Source organism: Granulicella sibirica (assembly GCF_004115155.1).
Classification (GTDB): Bacteria; Acidobacteriota; Terriglobia; order Terriglobales; family Acidobacteriaceae; genus Edaphobacter; species Edaphobacter sibiricus.
Genome location: NZ_RDSM01000004.1, coordinates 244,374 through 267,997, shown reverse-complemented (window position 1 = coordinate 267,997; position 23,624 = coordinate 244,374). Strand labels below are relative to the sequence as shown.

Annotated in this window: 17 protein-coding genes; 9 read left to right on the top strand and 8 right to left on the bottom strand. The window is 54.1% G+C overall.

All coding sequences use genetic code 11. The annotated features are described in order from the left end of the window. The first annotated feature begins 89 nt into the window (after window positions 1–89). Window positions 90–2,309 carry a winged helix-turn-helix domain-containing protein gene (locus GRAN_RS22625; protein WP_128915331.1) on the top strand — a complete coding sequence of 740 codons (2,220 nt, stop codon included), beginning with the start codon at window positions 90–92 and terminating at the stop codon, window positions 2,307–2,309. Between the two features lie 296 nt (window positions 2,310–2,605). Here the strand turns inward: GRAN_RS22625 and GRAN_RS22620 are convergent, their stop codons facing one another. Beyond that, a complete protein-coding gene (locus GRAN_RS22620) occupies window positions 2,606–4,678 on the bottom strand; it encodes an alpha/beta hydrolase domain-containing protein (RefSeq protein ID WP_128915330.1) in 2,073 nt (690 codons plus the stop codon). A gap of 318 nt (window positions 4,679–4,996) precedes the next feature. On the opposite strand from GRAN_RS22620, the gene GRAN_RS27145 reads away from it, so the two are divergent. Together GRAN_RS27145 and GRAN_RS22610 are read left to right on the top strand one after the other, a co-directional pair. Further along, window positions 4,997–5,422 (top strand): VOC family protein, encoded by a 426-nt coding sequence (locus tag GRAN_RS27145; protein ID WP_128915329.1) that lies wholly within the window; start codon window positions 4,997–4,999, stop codon window positions 5,420–5,422. Window positions 5,423–6,028: 606 nt separating this feature from the next. Beyond that, the gene (locus GRAN_RS22610; protein ID WP_128915328.1) at window positions 6,029–6,655 is read left to right on the top strand and encodes a hypothetical protein; all 627 of its coding nucleotides are present in this window, start codon (window positions 6,029–6,031) and stop codon (window positions 6,653–6,655) included. Between the two features lie 333 nt (window positions 6,656–6,988). Here GRAN_RS22610 and GRAN_RS22600 read toward each other — a convergent pair whose 3' ends face one another. Further along, on the bottom strand, window positions 6,989–7,210 hold the full coding sequence (locus GRAN_RS22600) for a hypothetical protein (protein ID WP_128915327.1): 222 nt from the start codon (window positions 7,208–7,210) through the stop codon (window positions 6,989–6,991). A gap of 104 nt (window positions 7,211–7,314) precedes the next feature. On the opposite strand from GRAN_RS22600, the gene GRAN_RS22595 reads away from it, so the two are divergent. Together GRAN_RS22595 and xth are read left to right on the top strand one after the other, a co-directional pair. Beyond that, window positions 7,315–7,536, top strand: a complete 222-nt coding sequence (locus GRAN_RS22595) for a helix-turn-helix domain-containing protein (RefSeq protein WP_128915326.1) — start codon at window positions 7,315–7,317, stop codon at window positions 7,534–7,536. 99 nt (window positions 7,537–7,635) lie between these two features. Next, window positions 7,636–8,400, top strand: coding sequence for an exodeoxyribonuclease III (xth, locus tag GRAN_RS22590; protein WP_128915325.1), 765 nt, complete (start codon window positions 7,636–7,638; stop codon window positions 8,398–8,400). Between the two features lie 14 nt (window positions 8,401–8,414). On the opposite strand, the gene GRAN_RS22585 is transcribed toward xth, so the two are convergent. Then, window positions 8,415–8,693, bottom strand: a complete 279-nt coding sequence (locus GRAN_RS22585; protein ID WP_128915324.1) for a hypothetical protein — start codon at window positions 8,691–8,693, stop codon at window positions 8,415–8,417. A gap of 87 nt (window positions 8,694–8,780) precedes the next feature. On the opposite strand from GRAN_RS22585, the gene GRAN_RS22580 reads away from it, so the two are divergent. Continuing rightward, window positions 8,781–9,008 carry a hypothetical protein gene (locus tag GRAN_RS22580; RefSeq protein ID WP_128915323.1) on the top strand — a complete coding sequence of 76 codons (228 nt, stop codon included), beginning with the start codon at window positions 8,781–8,783 and terminating at the stop codon, window positions 9,006–9,008. A gap of 2 nt (window positions 9,009–9,010) precedes the next feature. Then, window positions 9,011–9,730 carry an SOS response-associated peptidase gene (locus tag GRAN_RS22575; protein WP_128915322.1) on the top strand — a complete coding sequence of 240 codons (720 nt, stop codon included), beginning with the start codon at window positions 9,011–9,013 and terminating at the stop codon, window positions 9,728–9,730. A 153-nt stretch (window positions 9,731–9,883) separates the two neighbouring features. Here the strand turns inward: GRAN_RS22575 and GRAN_RS22570 are convergent, their stop codons facing one another. The 3 genes from GRAN_RS22570 to GRAN_RS22560 are packed head-to-tail and all read right to left on the bottom strand — an operon-like array spanning window position 9,884 to window position 13,796. Next, window positions 9,884–11,116: an RES family NAD+ phosphorylase gene (locus tag GRAN_RS22570; RefSeq protein ID WP_161571116.1), complete on the bottom strand. Its 1,233-nt coding sequence runs from the start codon at window positions 11,114–11,116 to the stop codon at window positions 9,884–9,886. 32 nt (window positions 11,117–11,148) lie between these two features. Continuing rightward, window positions 11,149–12,105 carry a ParB/RepB/Spo0J family partition protein gene (locus GRAN_RS22565; protein WP_241655104.1) on the bottom strand — a complete coding sequence of 319 codons (957 nt, stop codon included), beginning with the start codon at window positions 12,103–12,105 and terminating at the stop codon, window positions 11,149–11,151. A gap of 2 nt (window positions 12,106–12,107) precedes the next feature. Next, window positions 12,108–13,796 carry a DUF2130 domain-containing protein gene (locus GRAN_RS22560; protein ID WP_161571115.1) on the bottom strand — a complete coding sequence of 563 codons (1,689 nt, stop codon included), beginning with the start codon at window positions 13,794–13,796 and terminating at the stop codon, window positions 12,108–12,110. Between the two features lie 211 nt (window positions 13,797–14,007). On the opposite strand from GRAN_RS22560, the gene GRAN_RS22555 reads away from it, so the two are divergent. Then, window positions 14,008–19,035, top strand: coding sequence for a DUF4011 domain-containing protein (locus tag GRAN_RS22555; protein ID WP_128915318.1), 5,028 nt, complete (start codon window positions 14,008–14,010; stop codon window positions 19,033–19,035). Window positions 19,036–19,065: 30 nt separating this feature from the next. Here GRAN_RS22555 and GRAN_RS22550 read toward each other — a convergent pair whose 3' ends face one another. Then, window positions 19,066–20,520 carry an ATP-dependent DNA helicase gene (locus GRAN_RS22550; protein ID WP_277751246.1) on the bottom strand — a complete coding sequence of 485 codons (1,455 nt, stop codon included), beginning with the start codon at window positions 20,518–20,520 and terminating at the stop codon, window positions 19,066–19,068. 120 nt (window positions 20,521–20,640) lie between these two features. Continuing rightward, on the bottom strand, window positions 20,641–21,591 hold the full coding sequence (locus GRAN_RS22545; RefSeq protein ID WP_128915317.1) for a LysR family transcriptional regulator: 951 nt from the start codon (window positions 21,589–21,591) through the stop codon (window positions 20,641–20,643). An 847-nt stretch (window positions 21,592–22,438) separates the two neighbouring features. On the opposite strand from GRAN_RS22545, the gene GRAN_RS22540 reads away from it, so the two are divergent. After that, window positions 22,439–23,620: a site-specific integrase gene (locus tag GRAN_RS22540; RefSeq protein WP_241655095.1), complete on the top strand. Its 1,182-nt coding sequence runs from the start codon at window positions 22,439–22,441 to the stop codon at window positions 23,618–23,620. Window positions 23,621–23,624: the final 4 nt, after the last annotated feature.

The following is a 23,624-nucleotide window of genomic DNA, read 5'->3' as shown; positions in this document are numbered from 1 at the left end:
CTGTTCTGAACAGGAGCTACATTAAGAGAGAGAGGTGCGCTTAGTCCTCACGCGAACGCTCAAGAAATCCTCAGTTTTTTCTCAAGGGAGTGAATGCCTTGCTAAATCGATGTTTATACGGTTTTGGCGACTTTGAGCTCGATCCAGAGCAGGGCACTTTGTCTCGTGACAATCGGCTGGTCGGATTGCCACCCAAGGCCATCTCTATACTTGCCGTGTTGGTGGAGCGCCATGGGGAAATGGTTAGTAAGCAGACGCTGATGAAACTAGTTTGGCCCGAGACCTTTGTTGAGGAGGGAAACTTAACTCAAAATATCTCTCTCCTGCGAAAGGAGTTGGGGAAAACTTCAAGCGGCGGAGACTACATTCAAACGCTTCCAAAGCGCGGCTACCGACTCGCGGTTCCGGTGGTCGATTTGGATAGACTGGGCATTTCTTCGCAAGGATTCCAGCCAACGCTTGCGGCCGAAGGCGCTTTTGCCGATCGAGAGATTGAGGCATCCTCGCCGACGCAGTCTCGAAGTCGAATCTACCGCCTGGTTACGGGTCTGGCGGCATGTGTTTGCATAGCTCTCTTGCTTCTTGGTCTGTGGACATGGCGAGTCGCACTTTCTCGGCCGATGATGTCAGGCTATGTTCAGATCACCCATGATGGCCTGGTGAAACGCGGACACATGATTGCAGAGGGTGGCCCCGATGCCGCCTTGTTTACCGATGGGGTGAACGTCTACTTCACTGAAGGTTCGACCGACGCCCTACAGTTGGCTGAGGTATCGGTTCATGGCGGAGAAACAGCCAGAATCCCTTTGGGTATCAGTCAACCGCAACTTCTGGATCTGGCGCGAAGCCGATCGGAGATGCTGGTTTCGGACGGCGTCAACCCGTCACCGTTTTCGACGCTGTGGGCACTTTCAGTGCCTGGTGGTGCGGCGCGGCAGCTGAATGGTGTCAAAGGGCGCGACGCATCCTGGTCACCAAATGGGGAATTGCTGGCCTATCTACAGGGAGCTGACCTCTACGTGGCGAACGGGGACGGAACCGGGGCGAAGAAGATATCTACTTTGTCTGGGCCGGGGTGGATGCCTCGGTGGTCACCCGACGGAAAGCTGATCAGGTTATCGGTCTTCGACCTGCGTTCTGCTTCGCTTGCGCTGTGGGAGATAGGGGCCGACGGACACGGCTTGCGCAGGTTGCTGAAGGGATGGAACTCCAAGGACGGCCCAATGGACGTATGTTGCGGAAGCTGGACTCCCGATGGGAGGGATTTTGTCTTCCAAACGAGGCGACTTGGCCGGTCAGAGATCTGGTCGATGCCGTCTCAACCGAGCCTGTTACCCAGCGCAATGAAGTGGGTCGACAAAGACGTGAATGAACCCGTGCAACTGACCGGCGGCCAGCTCAGCTCTCTGGCTCCCGTGCTAAGTCCTGATGGAAGGAAGCTGTTCGTTATCGGCCAGCAGTTGCGAAGTGAAATGGAACGCTTCGATTCCCGAACGAAGCAGTTTGTGCCTTATGGATCCCCACCTCTGCGTGGTATTTCAGCCGACTTTATCGACATCTCGCGGGACGGAGAATGGCTCGCCTATGTGGACTTTCCGGGCGGCTCGCTTTGGCGTTGCCGGACGGATGGTAGTGATCGGCTCCAGTTGACATCTCCTCCGTTGCAGGTGATGGTTCCATTCTGGTCGCCAGACGCTAACCAGATCGTCTTCTACGGATATAAGGGCGGTCAAAAGCCGCAGGCTTATGTGATCTCCGGCGAGGGCGGGGAGGCAAGACCGGCCCAGCCTGCAGGCGGGAATCAGATGTCGACCAACTGGTCTCCCGACGGAATGTCCCTGATGTACAGTGATTTCCCGTTTTTCGTGCCGGACCCATCAGTAATCGGCATTCATGTTCTAAACGTCAAGACCCAGACAGTAGAAACTCTGCCGGGTTCTAAGGGAATGTTCGCGGGTGCGTGGTCGCCAGACGGAACTCACGCCGCAGCATGGGGAGCGAATGGGCGCGACCTGATGCTTTACGACTTCAAGAGCCGGAAATGGGAGCAGATCGCGACCGGCGGTGGCTTTCCAACGTGGTCGAGGGATGGTTTGTATTTGTTCTTCGTGCGGCAGGGAGACGACCCGGCCATTATGCGAGTCCGCCTAAGCGACCGGCAGGTCAAGGAGGTTGCCAGTCTGAAGGGTATTGGACTCGCAGGACGGCTCGCAGGTATCGCATTTTCGTTGACGCCCGATGGCGACCCTTTGGTGCTGCGAGATGTTGGAACCCAGGAGATATACGCGCTTGACTGGCATGGACACTGAGGGGGCCCCATCACGAACGCGGCAAATTCGAAGTCCTCCTTGATGTCGAGAAAAGCCAATACTTGGTCGATATTGCTTACGATCGTGGAGCTGAGATGTCATAGAAGCAACTTGCCGGACAGATAACTAACGCATTCGCTCGCCACAGTCTTGTCAATGAGAGCATTATCGCCAATGCACTCATCGAGCCCCCAGATAGTCCCGAGAACTCGCACTACCCTCAGCGATCTGAGAGAAGGAAGATGCCGTTATAGGACCCGGAAAGAAAACGACCGAAAGCCGAGATCCAACTCTTTTTACTGGAGCTTTTTGTTTCGGTTGTGTGGTTGATCGTCGACGGTAAGCCCATCCCAGAAGCCTTCACTCTCCTTCTCAATAGCGCCCAAATCCTCGGCAAGCAAGAGCTTTCTTCCAACTAGGGCGAGCGAAGCCGCATGCACTTTGGCTAGGTAGTCTGCGCGATCGGCATATCGCTCCGCAATCGAAAGTCGAGGATCGCCACTCCGGTCTCGATCAGCTTTGGTGCATGCAAACTGTTGGAAGCTACCAATCAGCCCGGCCAAATAATGAAATGACTCAAGCTTCGGTAGTTCATAGTTCCAACCAGTGAATGTTCCCAACGGCACCGCCACAAAAGGTAGAGCGATCCCGCCCCTGTCGTTGCCATCCTCATCGACCTGAGGCACCAGAACCGGATACTCCGGACCGAGTTTGGGAGGCTCGATCGTGGGCACACCCGACACTGCAAACTCCTTCCCAAAATCCATTCGCCAGTTCTGTGGCGTGTACGAGGGGAACTCCAAACCCGGTATCTTCGGGAATCGAACCTGCTCCCGCGCAACGAGGTCATGCCCAGGACGCGGATACACGGACGGTGGCGGCTCTTCACCGCTCACCATCCACGCGTCCAGATCCAGAACCAGCGCCCGAAACGCCCACCAGGAACTGGCGAAATTCCCATAGTTCTCATACGTCTGACCTGGTGTGAGCCCTATCTTGTCTACTGGAAAAATTCCATGCGCGTGCGGCACTCCCGCGAAGAAGTAAAGCCGCGCATGGCCATCGATTGGTAGCTCACGCTTCCCATCTACGGTCGTGTAGGCCAGCGAACCTACCCGCGCCCAATATTCGCTCGAACTATACGTATAGAAGATCTTAGGTACTGTCTTCGACTTCTTTGCCTCATCCAATAAGCCATCGCGCTTTCCCGTGAAAGGGTCCGTGTCATCTCCGTCCGTGAAAGGAAATAGATCAACTGGCCTCAGGTCAGACATGACAGAATTACCGGCCTCCCCCGGCATCGCGTATCGTTGGTTAAAACTTCCTCGTCCCCCGCCCGCGCTTGCAATAAACATCGCATCGAACGCCTGCCGACCGTGCTCATCCGCATTGAATCCTTGGTACAGGTATTGTCTTAAAAAACGAGCACTTTGGGAATATCCATACCCCAAAACGTGCTGTTCCGTCTGAGGGCTTTCGCGCAGCGCAGACGGCACGCCACCAAACTTCAAATACGAAACAAAATCGCGAACTGCGGCTAATCCAAGTCCAGCGACGGGTGAAGGCGCACCTTGATATACAGCCTCATACTCCTTTCCCGGTTTGATCCCGCCCGGCAACAAAATCGAACAGGCATCCGGTACCGCTTTCCCATCATCCCGGTGCGCGAAAGACCAGGAACTACGTAACAAGAGCTGCGCCGGCCCAGCGAAGCTCGCCTTCACCGAAAGCGTCGCGGCAGCCTGTTCCGCATCGGCGGCGCAATACGATTCCTTTAACGAATGTATTCCACTCGCAAGTTCCTTCGCGTCCGGTGCAATAGCCTCCCGCACCAACCCCGGCGCCGGTACCGCAGGTACATCTACACGAATCGTTCCTTTGGGCAGGTCGAATTGCCATCCCACCCACGCAACCGTAAAACCCCGCTCGAACAAAAACGCATCGCGCAGCTTCACCCCGTCCAGCGTCTCAACCCTGAACGGGGTCTTGCGATCTGACTGAAATAAATATCGGCTGACATTGCTCTTGCCCCGATTTAGAATTTCAAGAAAGACCGTAGACCGGGCCTTGGCCGGGTCTACGGGACGCACAACAACGAAGTCAGCCGTGAACTCAACCATTCCATGTGCATCTCGAGGTGCAAGCGTAATATCAGCAATACGTTCATTTCCCTTTGCCTTTGGATCGATGGTGTATGTGATGTGCCCCTGCAGCTTTTCGTATGCACCCACCGATCCTACGGGCTTGCCGTCGAGCCACGGCAAACGGCTCGTAATGACGACCGCCTTAACCTCAGCGGAGGCAGAACTCAGGCTAACAAGCAGGCAATAGGCGAGACCCAAAAAGACTCGAGCTGCATTCTTAGCCATCACACGGGCCTCTCATGAAACTAATGTCCAGCTCTGATTCAGCCAAAGCTCTCACACGCGAGTCTAGTTTCGGACGCCCCTTTTTAGCAAGCCTTGAGAAACCCGCGATTTTCGGGGCTTATCGATCGCCCCATTACCAATTTCTCAATGAGTGCTTTGGCCTGTTCTCAACAATTGAACCGACCTGGGAATGGCCGGGAAAAGGTTGACTTGCACGTCGATTCTGAGAAGGCTATGGATGGGCTGTTATGGGGTTGGGTAGGATGACGCTGCTATAGTCGCCTCAAAGCCTAGCCTGACGCTATTGGGAGTTTGCAGATGATTTGGAATCGATCAATACCTCGCGCCACGGTAATCCCGGTTCTCGCTTACCTAAATGCGAATGAGGCAGCGGCTTGGCTGTGCCAGGCGTTCGCCTTTACAGTCCGCCTGCGAGTCGACACGCACCGCGTGCAGCTCAACGTCGGAGAAGGCGCGATTATCGCAAGAGAGCTTCGCCCGCATGAGATCGGCGGTGCTGTCGGCCTCGGCCATTCGGTCACCGTCCGCATCGACGACGCAGATGCACACTGCAATCACGCAAGAGAGCACGGCGCGAAAATTACCCAAGAACCAGGTACCCATCCTTACGGAGAGCGGCAGTACGTTGCCGAGGATCTTGCAGGCCATTCCTGGACGTTTTCACAATCCGTATCTGACATTCTCCCGGAGGACTGGGGCGGAATCTCAGAACAACTCCAATAAACAGGGACTTTCGGAATTGCAAGTTGCCATAGAAACGAAAAAGTCTAAAGGCCTCTTTGAAGCGCTGCGATTTGATGATTGACAAATCTCTAGTGCAGATCGCCAAGGCACTCAGCGACAACAATCACGACGGACACTTCCTTGCGAGTACGGCCCATTGCGCTGGACGATCTAGCTGTCAACTCAGCTCTTCGCCTGGGCGAAAAGCAGGCCATGGAAATGACAGAGTATGGAAAGCATGGAAAGCCAAGAAGCCGGCTTCCCACCCTTCCCACACTCTTTGGAAATCCCTTCGGGATTCCCACATTCCCACGGCCCCGACGACCGGATATATGTCTTCTCGTGCCCCCTCAACTCGAACCATCGCCACCGCAAGGGGCTTGTAACGGATGTCTCAGGTCCACAACGTAACGCATGTCGCGGTACACTCACCCCTTAGCGAGGCTTGTTTTCCTTATTGGTGCGCGCCAGCGCACAGGAACGATAGGGAGGGCGTTGCGGGAGGGAACGTCCCGCTGAGGCGGGTGGCGTAAGACGCAGAGCGGCTGAAGACAGGGAGGATCCGTCCTCCCTGAGCGCGCCATAATGGGAAGTGGAGACAAGAGAATGAATCTCATATCGCCATCTACGCCAACAAAGAATGTGGAAGCCTCGCTGATTCTTGAAGTGGTCGACCGAACGAAGACGACAGCCTGGGTAGCGGACAGGATTCGTAGTGCCGCACAACAAAACGTGATCTCGCCGTCGAAACAGACTTTCTGGGAGCAGCTTGTATTAGCCTTGCTTACGTCGCAGCAGCGTTCAACCCCGGATTCTGAAGTCGCATCATTTGCAAAACGCGAACCGTTCCCGCTAAGTCTCGAGGTCTACGAACAGAAGAGCGATGATGAAATCAGAGTGATTTTGAAGAGCTTCCGTTTCGGTGGCCCGATCACAAAGTTCCTGCGCGCCAACCTCGAAACTCTATTCGGAGACCCGGGCATCTGGGGAGAGCTTTCCTCCGTCATGCAGGCACTCGCTCAAGCTGACGTGAAAGGCCACCTCGCGGACACGATCAATCAAGAACGCAAGGTGGCACACTTGCTCTCTGAGAACCTTTGCGGCATTGGTCCAAAGCAGTCGCGCAACCTCCTCCAAGAACTTGGCCTAGCGCGATACGAGATTCCGCTCGATAGTCGAGTAGCCGGTTGGCTTGGTGAGAACCTCGGTTGGAACATCCCAATTCGGATTTGACCGATGCCGAAGGCTACGAATTTTGGCTTGACCGGCTGCAGTCCGTTTGTGAGGAGGCTGGTGTGCTTCCAACGGTCTTTGACGCAGCTGCGTTCGAGGTAGGGAAAACAATGCCAACGCGAAAGACGGCAACTACACTCACAGGATATGTAAATAAGAATGGTCAGGTGGTTGTGCGGAACACTCGATTGCCGGGCACGGATCATCTACAGAGGGTTTATCAGCTCGGTTGCTCGCACTGCGGTCAGGTGTATGGGGCGAACGGGAGTGACATTTTTCAACGCAAATGTCCTACCTGCCAGGGCGGTGCAGAAGGAAATCCATTTGTCGTAGCTAGTGGGGGATGATGACCGGCTGCGTATAGTCTTTGAGGATTGTTGATCCGCCGCCGTCGCTTCGCAGATACCTGGCTTCGAAAGACACTTCAACCTTGAGACCAGTTACGAAGCTGGTGCCATCGGTAAACTCGATCTGCAATTCGGGACCGTTAACCCCGTCTTCGTAGAGATGGCAGACGCGAATAACCTTTCCAGCAAGTTCTTTACATTCGATCATGGAAACCTCGGCGCATCAGAGATGAGTCGAACCGTTCACGGTGACCGAGAATATCACACTCATCGTGTGTAGACTCATAGTGGTCAAGGACAAACCATGATGAAGTGGCTAAAGTCTCGACCAAATCCCTCTTCGGAAGGGCTTTACGTGCCTTACGCGAAGATCGCGGCTACTCGCAAGAGGAGCTGGCGGAACGGGCGGGACTGCATCGGAACTATGTGGGCGGTGTGGAACGCGGGGAACGGAACGTGGCGCTGGAGAACATCGTAAAGCTCGCAGGAGCGCTCTCTGTGCGGACGCGAGATCTCTTTGACTCTCTCCCTTAGCGTTTTCAAAGATCTGGCGCGATCAGTGTGGAGTTTAGGCCTCCTGACGTGACGCCGCGCATGGGCATCTGACGGAGTATTGGAGAACACCGAACCGCTATGGAGATCGCAAGCTGGAACGTCAACTCGATCAAAGCGAGACTTGATCACGTCAAGAACTGGCTAGAAAAGCGTGGGCCGGATATCTTGCTACTCCAAGAACTGAAGGGCGTTGACTTTCCTACGGAGACATTCCGTGCGCTGGGATACGAAAGCGTCGCCGTCACGCAAAAGGCCTATAACGGAGTGGCGATCGTGTCCCGCTTTCCGGTGAAGTCGGTGAGCCAGAGTCTGGACGGACTCGGAGTGGATACCCATGCGCGCTTTCTTGAGGTCATCATCAAGGATCTACGCGTTGTGAACATTTATCTCCCCAACGGAAATCCGATAGGCACGGAAAAGTTCGAATACAAGCTCGATTGGATGGATCGGCTGCGGGTGCAAATGGAGCGCTGGCTCACGAGTGAGATTGCGACCGTCGTTGGCGGAGACTTTAACGTCATTCCAGAGGACATTGATTGTCACAAGCCAGCGTCGTGGATAGGCGACGCTCTTTTTCAGCCGGAACCACGCGAGCGCTATCGGGGGCTGCTGGAGCTTGGTTACATCGACGCATTCCGTTCCTTGCACCCAAGCGAAAAGGGTCAGTTCACGTTTTGGGATTATTTCCGCCAGGCATTTGAGCACAATCGCGGCATCCGTATTGATCATTTCCTCTTGTCGCCAGGACTTAGCAGCCGCCTAAAATCATGTGTGATCGATAAAATTCCTCGGCGACTGCCAAAGCCCTCCGACCACACGCCGATTGTGCTGACGTTGGATTGATCGTCGGAGTTTGCTTATTCTGCTACGTCTTCGTCATGGATGCCGTCGAAGATTGGTTCTCTTTTTCCAGGAAACAGGCTCTCGTGCTTCTTCATCAACTCATGCATCACACGGATAGTGATGCATGCGGCGTAGCTGACTTCGCGGTCCAGGTCATTATCCACGTCGGAGATGAGCGGGTCGCCTGCGGCCTTCGCGGCCCATTTAGCAGTCCTGATCGCCACGATCAGCGCGGTTGCGATAAGGATGGACGGGCCCATCTTCGGCCAGTCGATCTTCCACTGCGTTCCCACCTGTTTCATCGACTGAGTATAGGCGAAGAGGAGGCGAATATGTCAAAATGAAAGAGTCCGCTGAAGCGCGGGTGCGCGGAGGTGTTGATGGCCCATAAAGCGATCTCACGCGAAGACCCGATCGTTCAGGTCTTCTATCCGTGTGAGGCGGGTACGAGGCTCCTCGAAGACTTCGCGGCGGCGCGCCCGCAGGATTACACGTTCTTAGAGCCGAAAGACTTCAGCGACCTGCGGAGCTCGGCGTTCGCCGGCATTTCGGAATGGGACGCTTTCGCAGACCATGTGCAGGAGTGCGCGCTTTGTGGTGAGGACTAATCATGTGCGGACGATATGTAAGGCGAAGCGATAAGCAGAAGATCGCTGAGTGGTTTAAGGCGAAGAATGACACCTCTAATCTGCCCATGCCTGACGCGGATTACAACATCGCTCCGACGACACACCAACCCATCGTCCGGCAGAACAGAGAGACAAACGAACGCGAGCTGGTCTTGGCCCGTTGGGGTTTGGTTTCGTTTTTCACAAAAGAGCTGAGCGAGATCAAAGGGCTTTCCACGATCAACGCCAGAGCAGAGACTATAACGACATCTAAGAGTTGGCGGGAGCCAATGAAGAAGCGGCGCTGCATCGTCCCGGCAAGCGCATTTTACGAATGGCCGAAGGAAGGAAAACCGCCAAAACAACCCTACGCCTTTGAGATTTCGAACGGCAGTCTTTTCGGATTTGCGGGTTTGTGGGACGCATGGAAAGACAAGGACGGTCATTGGCTGCAATCGTTCGCCATTGTGACGACCGAAGCAAATGAGTTGATGTCGCGGATACATCCGCGTATGCCGGTAATTCTCCACTCGCGAGACTACGACCGTTGGCTCGACCGGGAAGAGACCGAGCGGCTGCCGCTAGATTTGCTTCGACCGTATGAGGCCGAAGAAATGGAGATGTACGAGGCTAATTTGAAGGTCGGCAACGTACGGAACAACGGGCCTGAGATGCTAAAGAAAGCTCTTGATGCTGCGGAATTTGGAACACTTCCGCTCTGAAAGCAACGGGTTAGATTCACGGATTTTCCTCGAAGTGAAGTTTCAGGTCATTCGTTAACGCAAGGTCTTTCGTTACCGTGAATATTTTCAGATCCCGCTAACGTGACACCATTCGGTACTGCATGCCTCATCATCCCCTTGTTTCTGGATGGGCTATTCGTCCCACCAATCCCAATCTGGTTCGACGCGCCCATCATCGGAGAGACGATACTTTCGTTCCTGATGCTTGTAGGTGATCTCAGTGGTTTCCGAAATGGACAGACTGTCTTTCAGGTACCGCACCGGGAACACCGGAGCGTCATCTTCCGTCCGCGCAAAGAGAACGACATTGACGCCGCCCTTTCGCTGCGCGGAACCAAAGAGCACACCATCGAACGGTTTGGAATGGACCTCAGCTAGATACTCCATCATCGTTTGCGTGATAAGGTATTCGTCTTCGTGCCCCGGCGTCACTGGTCGTGATATGAGCTCACCGAGACTGCGCAAAAACTTGAAGCGAGCGGCTTGCTGTTCGAAATCTGGTTGGAAATAACTAAGAAGCTTGTACGCCTTGGTCATACGAGTGAAATCAAGCAAGCGCAGCGACTCTATTGTTTCAACCTTGATGGTCGCGGCATCTCCTCCCAGGGGAGGTCTCAGCTCCGCCAAGCAAGTCTCCTTTTCGGTGGCTCCATAAAGCATAGAGATTCCTTCTGGATTCATGCGACCTGCGCGCGCCTTCTCAGGAGGCGGCGGACCCACCTCTTTATAGGGATTGTCGAACATTGCCTGGAGAACGCTTTCGGAACCACAGGCACGGCTGCGATAGATCGGAAAGCCCAACGGAACAGTTAGCACCACGCCGCTTTCGTCCTTTGGGAACGAATGAGTCAAAAGCGTATCGACATCGCTGAAAAGCTCATCAAAGAACTCCTTTGCAACCGAACTAAAGAAACGACGGCGAGTTTGAATCTCCTTGCGAAGATCTTTCCAGCCAAGCTGGTACTCGTAATCTAATACTTCGGTCGAAACGTAGCAGCAGCTCGTATCGAAAAACGGTTCGTCGCCATCCGGCGGCCAACAACCTTCCGCGTCGATGACCGCCTCAATGATTTCGTTATTGAAATCGAAATATTGGCCTAAGATCTCCTGAACGAAGTGGTCGAGGTCGTCGCCCTCCTGTTCGTAGTACCCGTTGTCGTCGTCGGAATCAAATCGACGAACTTCCTCCCCCTGCTTGATGTGTTTCCTAAGTATAGGTTCAAGTATTTCGCCGAGACGGCTGATGGAGATTGTTGTTGGCTGTTCCTCGTCGCAGACATCGCATTCTCCAGGTTCGCCCTCCTCAATAATGTTTTGCTTAAGGTAGGGATCTTCGATGCAATTTGAGCAGAGTATCGTGGCCATGCTTTCCTTCAGAAACGGAGAATTGCTTCGAGTTATTCCTTCGCGAGCGCTCGGCGGAGGGACTTTAGGAGATTCTCCGCCTCTTCCAGCTTTTGCAGAACGGTTGCATTGCCTTTCATCTCTTGCAGTGCCACCCAAGGAAGGGCTTTCATCGCTTCGACAGCCGACTCCAAGTTGTTCAAGGGACCGCCCGGGGGACTGCTCTCGACAGGCCGGATACGAAGTTGAGCTGACTCGAGATCGCCAGCATCGCTTAAAAAGTGTGCCCGTGCGATCGGATCGGGAAGGATCGCTCGGAGCTTTCGCAAGTCCTTGGAATTTGTTATCCGCTTCTCGTTGACTTTCTTGACTACGGTGTCGACTACAGATGGGACCAACAGCTTCTTGCTGACTCCCATAAGCTCCCGAGCCCATGTAATCGCAGCACTCGGGTCACGAAGTGCAGTGAAACGGCCGGAAAGCTGAAAGATGTCGACAAGTTTATCGAGCTCACGGACGGTCATGCCAAGGATATTGGCGGCACTGGCGCGGCCAACAAGGTCGACGAGCCGGTACGCGACCATCTCCTTCTCTCTGGCGTCCCATTCTTTTCTTTGGCGATGGATATAGATCCAAACTCGAAGCCTTTCGTCTTCCGACAGGGTTCTATCCGTCACTTCCGCTGGAATTCGCCGATACTGTTCCTTTCCTCTCTCAACGAGGATCTTTGAGTTTGTCCAGCGGCGGTCTCCGTCGATGATGCGGAACTTTGCCGGCAAATCGGGATGAGGTTCAACAAGTAAAGGTTCGAATATGCCTTCATTCGCCTCGATTTGGCTCTGTAATTCATCATCTTCTTTAGGGCCGAGCCTGGGCTGATTAGGATTCGGTATGAGCTCGTCGATGTCTAGCAAAGTCCGGTACGTACGGAGAACAGTGCGGTCAAGACGACGCTCTTGTAACGCGAATCCGGGGGCAGCTACTACGGGTGACGGCATTTGCGCGATCATCTTCAAGAGGCCTCTTCCAATTCTTCTTCTTCTTCGTCAACCGTGCCGATAATGGAGCCGATGCACTGGGTAAGATCGGCTTTCGCCTTTTGAATAGCCCGCAACGCTTCTCCCTCTTTGTTCCAATGGTTCTGGTGCCACTTGACTTCTTTCGTTTGAAGCTCCAAGAGGTCAGATGCTCGGTCATCCACCCTCGATAACAGCGATGCACAATGCTCCGACGTAATGAATTCGTACAGCGCTACGGTTTTTTGTTCTCGTTCGACACCGCTCGCCCGCATGATGTGAATCTGCAACAGATGTTGACGGATTATGGTGGCTATCGAAACGACACGAGCGGGATTGACGAGGATGACACCATCCTGGACGTGAAGCTGCCCGGTACCCTGCGGGAATTTTCGAGTCGACAGAATTGCGTGCTCTGCTTTTGCCGCGATCTGGTCCGAACGAAGCTTGGAAACGTGGTCGTTGCGAAATTGATTGTGATTCTTCGAGTCGTAGAGGATCGTTCCGCATTCTTTACCATTCATTATGACGACGTGAATAATATCGGCGCCAGCCGCGCCTTTCGGAATACGATTGATTTTGTCTTCCGGGAAGTCCGCCTTGAGGGCCTCGTAGACATCAACCTCGGCGCCCTCTCCGAGTTCCTCTGCGGTCTTCTTCTCCAAAGCTCTCTGCAAGTCATTTAGCTTGTTGGTGAGCTTCAGAGTCTCCTCGAACGACTTCGCACTCTGGGCATTCAACTTTGCATCCGAGGCCTGTTCGAGCACTTCGCGCTGTGCGCTTAGTTCTTTCTCGATGTTCGATTGATGCTGTTGTTCAAGAAGTCCAAGTTTCTCCTCAGCTTCGCGGGCCTTCTCAGTTGCATCGGTCGCTGCCTTGACGTGGGCGGCGATAGCATCCGTTGATTCAGCTCGTGCTGCAGAAGTCGCTTCAAGACGCACTCGTTCGGCTGCTTGATCCGCTTCCTCTTTCAATTTTTGGAGCTGCGCTTGATGCGCGGAATCGGCATTCTTGATTTGGCTTTCGAGAAGGAGCGTCTTTTGGTCTGCGGCAGTCTTTGAAGCATTCGCCTCGACGAGCTGAGCCTGCAAGCCATCCTCACGCTGCTTTTGCGCTTCCTCCAGCGCGGCAATTCGGATGGCAGACGCTGCGTCTGCTGCTTGTCGTTCTTCCTGCCGTGCTTTGTTTTCCCGTGACTTCGCGGCTGCTTTCTCTGCCTCTAGCGCAGCAGCGGTCGCAGCAAGTTGGCCGTTGAGTTCGCCCTTCTGATGCTCAGCATTGAGGCGAGAAGCTTCTGAACTTTCCAGTTGTTGCTTTAGTACCGCCTCGGCCTGTTTGCGCTGCTCTGCAGCCGCAGCCAGAGCTTCTGCTGCCGCCGTCTCCGCCGCTTGCCTTGCCTCGTCGCGCGCCACACGTTCACGCAGAATGCCTTGTTGGCGCTCAGAATCAAGGTCGGCTTTAGCTTTCGCCTCCACTTGCGATTTCTCAAAGGCGTGCTGCTGCTCAAGGCGCGTGGTTAAAGCCAAGGCTTGTTCGCGTTCTCGGGCCGCAATCTTGCCGCTGATCTCTTCAAGACGATCGGGAGGGATCTCCTGTCCACAGGCAGGACAGTTCTCTGCGTCAACGTGCATGTGCGGCGGTGGAATAAGACCGAACCGGGATTTTGAGACAGACTGAGAAATCATTGGCATCTCCTCTTCTGGTTCCTATTTTCTCCTATTTTGTCCTATTGTCAAGAGCTCAGCGCTAATTTTCTGAAAATGCCCTAACGGCGAGATGTAGTAATCGTTGGCGCACGTTCCGCAGACACCTCGATACTGGCGCTGTCAAGGCTATGATGAAACAACGCATCTTTAGTCACCCGTTCTCAGAAAGAGCACCACCTGAGCCCATCCTATGCCCGATGTTCGCGTGGACAGACCGCAGCCAGTCGAACTCGATACCACGCAAAGGGATTTGGTGCGGCGCGGGCTGGAGAACATTCGTCGCCGTCTTCTTGACCTGACGAACCGAAATAAGCTCATTAGTTATCGACATGGCAGTTCGTCCCTAAGAGTCGTGGACGCCGATCTCGATGTGGTCTATGAAAACCTGGTGGATGACAAGAGATTGCCGTTTGTCTATGTTCCCGAACCCACCAAGAAATACATCGCAGAGCGTGGAGAGAAACCCTCAGCGAAGGATTATGCGGAAGAACTAGGTTGGCGAACCGGGTTTGACCTATTACGAGATGCCGGTCAGACGACTTGCCTTCCGGTTCTCCACTATCAGGAAGACTTCGAGACGATCATACGGAAGATCGGGACGACTGCCCGGACAGCGATTGAAGAGTCAGGTGCCAATTTGTTGCACTTGGTCTTTGGTTTCCTCGAATGGCGTGAGTCGGACGACTCAACCCAGATTCGACAGGCCCCCTTACTCGTGGTTCCCGTTTCGCTCATCACGCCCAGAGCCCAAGAAGAAGACCGCTCGGTGCGTTTGCAGTACACAGGCGAGGATCTGACGACAAATCTTTCGCTTGTAGAGAAGATGAGACGTGATTTCGGAATCGAGATTCCGTATATCGAAGAGGACGAAACCCCGGAGCGGTATTTCCTGCGTTTCGCCTCCATCCTCGAGCAGAAGCGAGACTGGCGGATATGCCGCCAAGTATCACTAGCACTGCTTAGCTTCGGGAAGCTCCTAATGTACCTAGACCTTGACTCGGAGCGTTGGCCGGCAGACGTAGCTCTGGTCAATCATCCCCGGCTGCTGGACATGTTCTCCGGAAGCACTGCAGAGGGTTTGACATTCGCGAACGAGTTTGATATCGACCAAGAGGCGGTTACTGCGGGAGATGTGCCACCCCTCATTTGCGACGCAGACAGTTCACAGCACAGTGCGCTAATTGATGCTGCGCGAGGCAAGAATCTAGTCATCGAAGGCCCTCCGGGGACTGGTAAATCGCAAACCATCACCAACCTCATTGCGGCGTCCATCGCGAACGGTAAGCGCGTTTTATTCGTCGCCGAGAAAATGGCAGCGCTGGAGGTGGTCAAGAGGCGTCTCGACAGTAGCGGTCTCGGAGAGTTCTGCCTGGAGCTGCACAGCCATAAGACAAGCAAAGTCGGTTTACTGAAGTCGCTCGAAGAACGCATTAGAGCGTCTATGAGCTTTTCTTCACCAACGACGCTTGCTCAGAAACAAGGCTTGCTGGATTCTAAGCGGGATGAACTTACCAAATATGTGTCCTTGCTGAATTTGCCCTATGGGGCAATCGGCAAGTCTCCGTTCGAACTGATCTGGCAACGCGACGCGCTTGAAAACTCCGTTCCAAAAAGTTTGCACGAGATCAAGAGCCTCACTTTCGCGGAAGCGCACACATGGGACTACCGAGCGCTGCACGAACGCAAAGATATGGTCGCGACCTACGCCGCCCATCTTCGTCGGATGTCCGAGTCCGGGGGCAAGATCGAAAAGAAAGAGAATCCGTGGGGATGGCTTCCTGACGTGGAACTGAGCCTTGCAGGGCAAGACAGCTTGCTAGCGGCTCTCCCTAGGCTTGGAACACTGTGCGAGCAACGGGTCGTCCTGATCGAAACGCTAGCACAGACTTTCTCGCGCCCTGTGTTTGATATGACGGATTGGCTCGGGGCGACAGACCAATGGACGGAACGCCTCCCCAACGGCGAAAGCGAATGCCATTACGATCTACTGAGTGTCCTCTCTGAGCCCAAGGTGTCCGCGTCGGTCGGTCATTTTCTAAAGTCTATTGATGATTTTCGTGCGCAACTTCAAACATTGCCTAATGGGGACTCTTTACTGGACACGACGGTTCCCGATGATTTTCGACGGGCCGACGAAACATTTCGCAATCTTGGAATGACTGACTATTCTCTTGGCAGTCTGCGCAGTTTACCGAAAGCGCTTTCAGAGTGCGAACAGCACATCGCGCGAGCGAAGAGCGCTAGCAACGAATTGGGCCAAGCGTTGGGAGTTCGTTCGTCCTTCACGCTTAGGTGCCTCACCGACCTGATCGCTGCTCGCCAATTACTTACAAAAGCGCCGATGCATCTCGCTCATCTACGAGGTTCCCGTTTCGCGAAGGACGGCCTAGCTCACCTTCTCGAAGCGGCCCAAAGAGAATGTTCCGCACTCCTGGCGGAGAGACAAAGCCTGTCGGAGCATTTTGTGGTCGATAGTGAGACCTCTGCGCTGCAACTAAATGAGGCCGCTGCCGTCCTGGATAGCACGCCGTGGTACGGCAGATGGGCTAAGCCATATCGTGGTGCGGCATCGCTCTTTAAGGCGCATTGCCATGCAGCACAGAAGCGAACGCGTAATCAAAAGGCCGCTTGCTTGCGTTTGCTCGCTCATAGCCGTGTCAAGATCGAAGCTTTCTCCAGCCGAGTGGAATATAGAACGGAGCTCGGTGAACAGTTTTCAGGCCTTTCTACCCCATGGGCAGATCTGATTGATGTCACGCGGTGGCATGAAGAGGTATTTGCGAGACTGCCAGAACATCAGCCTTTCGCTTCGGAAGTGCGATCAGCCCTACTCACACTTCCGGCCAGTCGACTGCGAGGCATTCTCGGCATGGCAAGTGAAAGCTTTCCCGTACCGGAAGAGTTGGAAGATGCGTTGCAGCGGTTAACGGATTTGCACGCACGGGTCCCAAATCTCAAGTTGGAGCAAGTGGACGCGGAAGTGGAAGCCTTCTTGGAGAATGTGCGCGCTATAGCGTCGGCTTCCTCTCTTGTGATTACGATACTGGAGCCGATCGCACTTGCAGACTCAACGAGCCGGACCCAGATCGTTGACTTATTTGATCGCGTTGCGAAGGCAAAGGGTCTCCGCTATCAAATTCAAAACGACGAAGCGGCGAAAGTAGTTTTGGGTCTTCATTATGAGGGACTGGCGACTGATCCCACTCCGGTGACTCGTGCCATTGCTTTGGTGCAACGGATAGTCGCATCAAACTTCCCGTCAGAGATCAAGAAGTGGCTCTTGGCACTGGAGTACCCAGAGCGCGTTCAATGGCTATATCGGTGGATCAAGGACCTCAACGACAACACTTCAGCCTTAGGCGTCGGAGAAAATGAGGTTGTAGCGGCGCTCGGGTCACCGATACCATTTGCGAAACGTTCGTCTGTTGCGGCTCTTCAGAAGGCTGCGGCCGCAATTGATAAATGTCGAGAAACCGAATCTCTCTTACCGATCTGGATCGATGCTCAGCGTTCGGCAACACAACTGCGAAATGCGGGATTGGAGTATCTGGTCAATCAGTGCCTGCTCGGAGCGATTTCCTTCGAAAGTGTATCTGGAGCTTTCGAGTATCTCTTCTGCGACACTTTGCTTCGGCGCCTGTTTAGTGAACATCCCGACCTCTGGCGTTTGAGCGGCACGACTCATGAAGAAGTGCGTTCACAGTTTGCAGCGCTTGATCGATCTGTCATCAATCTAAACCAACTCGATATTGCGCATCGTGCTAGCCGTCGTGTTGTCCCACCCGGAGTGCGGGGTTCGGTTGTCAAAGATACGACCGAGCTTGCACTTGTAAGCCACGAAATTACGAAGCAGCGAGCACATATCCCAATTCGACAGTTGATGCTTCGTGCGGGTCGGGCCATTCAGGGACTAAAGCCATGCTTCATGATGAGTCCTATGTCGGTGGCGCAGTTTCTTGCTCCGGGCCATTTGTCCTTTGATCTGATTGTCATGGATGAGGCGTCGCAGTTACGGCCCGAGGATGCGCTGGGCGCAGTCGCTCGTGGAACACAATTGGTCATCGTTGGCGATCCGAAACAGCTCCCGCCGACCTCATATTTTCAACGAACCCTAGATGATGAAGCGGAAGAGGCAGAGGACAAGACGGCTGTAGGAGAAGGTGAAAGCATCCTTGATATTGCCCTGAGTCGTTACCAGCCCGTGCGTCGCTTACGCTGGCACTATAGATCACAGCATCACAGCCTAATCGCGTTTTCCAATTCCGAATTTTATGACGGCAATTTGGTCGTCTTCCCATCCGCATATCACGACCACCCTGAGCTTGGGGTCAAATACGTTGAGGCCAAAGGTATCTATGAGAATCGTAGAAACGCTCTGGAAGCGGAGCGCGTTGTAGACGCTATCTTGGAGCACATCGCACTGTATCCGTCAGAATCTTTGGGCGTTGTGACTATGAACTTTGAGCAGCGAGAACTGATCGAAGAGCTGCTGGACATGAAGTTGAAGCAGGATTCGTTCTCGAACAGTTGGATTGATGCCAGGGAAAGCACGCCCGAGCCATTCTTTATCAAGAATCTGGAGAATGTTCAGGGCGATGAACGAGACGTAATCTTCATTTCAGTCACTTATGGACCCGATCCGCAAGGTAACTATTTCCAGCGATTCTCTGGGGTCAACAGCGCCACGGGACAACGGAGACTGAACGTGCTGATCACGCGGGCTAAAAAGCGAACGGTACTATTCAGTTCGCTCGACCCCGACATGATCCGTTCGGAAGCGACTACACCGTGGGGAGTCCGCGCACTCAAGGGATACATGCACTTCGCGAAGAGTGGAATCTCGGCGAGCCCTGAGATTTCACCTGGCGCTGAACCATCGAATCAACATGAAGCTGCTGTTGGGTCCGTTTTGAAGGCGAATGGATATGAGGTTGTGCCCCAAGTGGGAGTAAGTGGGTACTTCATTGACTTGGCAGTGAGACATCCTCACCGTCCGGGTGCGTTTCTACTTGGAGTAGAGTTCGACGGCAAGAGCTACCATTCGGGGCGATCCGCACGGGACCGCGATCGGCTGCGGCAAATGACTTTAGAGAACCAAGGATGGAAGATCCATCGGATATGGTCAACGGATTGGTTCAAGAACCGGAACGCGGAAGTCGAAAGGTTGCTACATCGTGTCCGCACTTTAGAGGCACAACAACAAGTGCAGCGGCTTTGATACGCGCCCGCGCGCGGTGAACAATTTCCATCACAAGCCAAAACCTTCACCCACAGTAATTGCTGAAGTCTTATCGACAGCATGACCGAGATTCGTTGCTAAAGCATATGCCGCATTAGTGAAGATCTGCGTGTCGTGAGAGGCGCGCGAGACGGCGACGTAAGCGAAGCGCGGATTTATCAGCTCTGGGTGGACATTCGTGTCGATATTGATCAGCACGCGGTCGGCGGTGAGCCCCTGAGAGCTGTGACTGGTGACTGTGTAGCCGTGGTCGAAGTGCTGCATTTGATTGGCATCGAAGCTGACCGCTTTGCCGTTGTCCATCTTCACCGAGAGCTGGCCATCGTTGTCGATCTGTTGCACTGTGCCGAGGTCGCGGTTGGCCACGCCTAGCTCTTTGGACGGGGCAGTAAAACTCAAACGATCGCCAACGGCAAACTCCTGCTCCAATTCGCGGTAGACGTTCACGCCGTAGAGCCGCGCGGGATTGTATGTAATGGTGGCTCCGTCTCCTTTCTGAACGGTGAGCAGGTTGTCCTTGGGCTGGATAGTGACAACCTTCGTATAGCTTTGTCGCTCTATTCCGATGTCTTGGCTGCCACGCGGATAGTAGAGAACGTCGTCTACGGCGTAGCGAGCGGCCCAGGTCCTGTCGGCACCGGTCATGTCGGAACGGGGGGCGAGTACGCGCACCGCGTGGTCCTCCGAGGAGACTCTGCCGAGAGCTTGCAATTCGGAACGGACTGCCTGATTGATCTGACGGCGCGAAGCATTATCAGGAGAGACAACGATGGTGTTTTCCGGGCTGGCGGCGTAGCTCCGAGCAATGGCGGCGATGCGCTGTTGCGGATCGGTAATCTCGGTAACGCGGCCCTGCCGTTCTAAGAGCGCCACACCTTCGGCGATTTCCCCGCGTGACAAATGCTCGACGGCCTTCAAAAGCTCGGGGGCCTCTCGTTGGCGGACGATCTGGTCAAGCTGTGTCGTCCTCATCCCGGCATTCACCAACTGCTCGAACGGCTTGCCGGCTTCGACTCCCTGATGCTGTCTGGTATCTCCAATAAGCAATACACGGTCGCCGGATTCCAGCTTCGCGAGGAAGTCACGCACTTGTTTGGTGCTGGCGAGACTCGATTCATCGACCATGTACAGATGACGGTCGGGGTTCGGCTGGCGGGCGCGAACCAAGAAGCCCTGTAAGGTGTCGGCGGAGATCCCGGCATCGCGGAGCTGGTTCGCGGCGCGAGAAGTCGGGGCGAAGCCTTCGACGACATACCCTCGCTGTTCTGCGGCTTCGCGAACCGATTTCAAGAGGGTCGTTTTGAAGGTTCCCATCAGCGTTTGGGCTCCTGAAAAGTCCATCGTTCCTTGCGCGTGTGCCACACCCGCGAGAGACAGGGCCAAGAGCGTTGGAGCCATCAGGCGGATGGCACGGATGATCTTTCCTTTTAGGTTGCGATTTTCGAAACGTGAACGAAGTGTCATAGGCATTCTCCTGATGGCGAGTAACCGTCGCCATGAAGGAAAACGTAAAGCCCGTTCAACGCCTCGTCCAACAGTTCCTATCGATTTCGCCATACATTTTGCCTATGGCGATCATTCACTTCACACGAGCAGCTCCATCTGCTCGGGTACACGCACTTTGCTCGGAAGTCTTCTCCTCCGTGATTCCATCCAGGTCTCCCGAAGGAACCGTTCTACGAATGGGAGTGCAACGTGATCTGTTGGGCTTACATAGACGAAGGCGGTATCGGCCGTCCAGTTGAGGCCGACAATTGCTCGTGTAATAAGTCCCGAATCTAGTGGCGAGAGTTGGTCGATGAGAGCGAGTCCGAATCGCTCTTTTACCATCCATTGAATCTCAGAGGGTGTACGAGCTGAGCAGGACAGGTGCATAGAAATCCCCAGTTCACCGAACATCTCCAAGAGACAGGCGTGCGCGGAAGGATGCAGTTCTGGATCCGGAAATATGGTGATGCGTTGCGCGACCTCATGAATATCGACAAGCGCGAGGTCAGCAAGGACATCGTCGGAGCGCATGCAGACCACCAACGGCGATTGTGCAATCTGCTGGACACAATAAAGCTTCTCGTCGATTGGCAGCGGGAGAATCGCGCAATCGAGCGTTCGTCCATCAAGACGTTGTAAACACAGAAGAGGGTCTCCACTCAGCAGTTGAATGGTGCAACCGGAGAACATCCGATCGTAACCCTCGTGAAATTTCTCAAGCAGCTTTGCGTTGACAAAGGATGAAAAGCCAACTCTGAGAGGTGGCACTTCGTTGCGTTGGACAGCCCGAGCCATGACCAGCGTCTGCTCCCACTCTCGCAAGGTGTTCTCCGCATACGTCGCGACGATTCGGCCCGCCGGCGTGAGCTTCAACCCATTCTGTAATCGATCGAAGATCGTGACGTCGATATTGTCTTCGAACTTTCCGATCTGATGGCTTAGAGAGGATTGAGCAACGAAAACCTGCTCCGCTGCGCGAGTGAAATTCAAGCTCTCGGCAGACGCTTTGATGTAGCGGAGAAGACGGAATGTGAGGGAATCTGACATAGCCTGGAGCTCCACTTGGCTTTCGTCGATTCCACAGGTCCGACGTACTCGACTGTGGAAAACTTGTTCCAAACACCATTCTTCGCAATGGGCTGAGATTGTCAATTGGGCGCGACGGGGACACCGGAGTCCTCTAGGTAACCATCCGGCGCGCTGGCCTCGGTATAGACAAAAACTGGAGCGAAATCGATAAGAAGTATTGGACTGATATGAATGAAAGCGTCACGCTCGAAGCTGATCGATTTACGCGAGGTGCAGCATGGGGAATACGTCCGGGTTCGTTCCGTCCTTCGATAAGCCTGAGCCGGTTGGCGCTTCGACCTCACCTGAGAGGTTGTCGTTCAACCATCAACTTCGAAAGCCACCAGCAAGGGTCATAGATGCAGAACCGCTTCTCACGGCCGAGGACGTCGCGAGGCGTCTCAATGTGAGCACGGATTGGGTTTGGGATCATTCCTCAAGGAAGAAACCACTCTTGCCCGTCATACGGATGGGAGACGGGGCGCTTCGCTATCGCCCTAGTGGGATTGAGGCTTTCATCGATGAGAGGGAGCGACTGAGCGCCTTACGGCGACGTGCGTGAGTTGATGCCGAGCTCGTGAATCAGAGATGACAAACTTGTGTGGCCTGTCTTTATTTCCCGCAGAACACGTCGGTAAAATTGAGATAGGCCCTATCTTTTCCCGCCACAGAACTGAGGGAACGAATGGGTACAACCTACCAACGAGGTTATGTAACGCCTCGCGGGAAGCAATGGTATGGGTATTACCGGAAAATGGTAAACGACCCTGCCACGAATGAGCCGAAGTCCGTTCGCGTTCCTGTGAACCTCGGGCCGAAGTCGAAGTTGACCAAGACAGAAGCCCGTCAAGCACTTGAACGTGAGATCACTAAACAATTGGGCCAGCCCGGCTCTCCGACACGCATCATCAACGATGGTTCCGTCACCCTGGCATGGTTCGTAAACAACCGGTTCATTCCACTTAAAGAAGCCGTTTGGAAGGAAGAGACCGCGAAAACCAAGAAGCTCCTTATCCAATTGGACATCGTCGCACCGCTTGGCGAAATCCCGTTGGCCAACTTTGACAAGTTCAGCTTGCAACTGCACCTCAACAAGCTGGCTACAACCCGATCAAAGGACCGTGTCTTGCAAATGCGTGCTTACGTCCGGGACATCTTCGCCGAGGCAGTCGATCAGGACTTTCTCGTTAAGGACCCCGCACGCAAGCTCAAGGTTCCTGTCCAGCTACGGGCGACGGACACCACGACGCTCACTTGGGATCAGCTCAGGCTAGCGCTTTCGAAGTTGAGTCTTCGAGATCGCATCTTGCTTGAGCTCGATATGACGAACGCCTTGCGTCCGAGTGAACTCTTCGCATTTAGATGGAAGCGGTTTGAATACAAAGCATCGACGCTCACGGTCGCGGAGACTGTTTATAAAGGCAAGATCCGAGATTGGGGCAAAACAAAGAAGAGCCTTACCGTGATTCACATTCCGCGACAACTTGCTGACGACTTGCATGCATGGCGTTTCGAATGTGAACAGAAAGCGCGGGAGGCATTTGAGAAGGGAAAGCGAACGTTGGCCTCTCTGTCCCCAGATGACTTCATCTTTCAAAATGAAGACGGAGGTTTCCTTGACACGGACAACTATCGCAAACGCGTTCTTCACAAGATCGCCCGCGAATTGCAGTTGCCCAAGTTGACGTTTCAGGTTATCCGCCGAACGATCGCAACCCTCGCACAGAAGAAGGGGACCATCAAAGATGTTCAAGGTGTCATGCGGCACTCACGCACCGCTACCACCACGGACGTCTATATGCAGGAGATTCCTGCAAGCGTGCAATCGACGATCAACTCCATCAACTTGGAGCTAAGAAAATCGGATGCGCGGAGTCGGAAAAACTTGAAGGAGTCGGCTTCAACCGCAGCACTGCTCAGAAGTCGGCGCAAGCCTTCTGAACGCGTGACACAAAATGACACAAAGTCACCGAGAGGAGGGAGTGAACGCCTCCCGGCATATGCTTGATTTG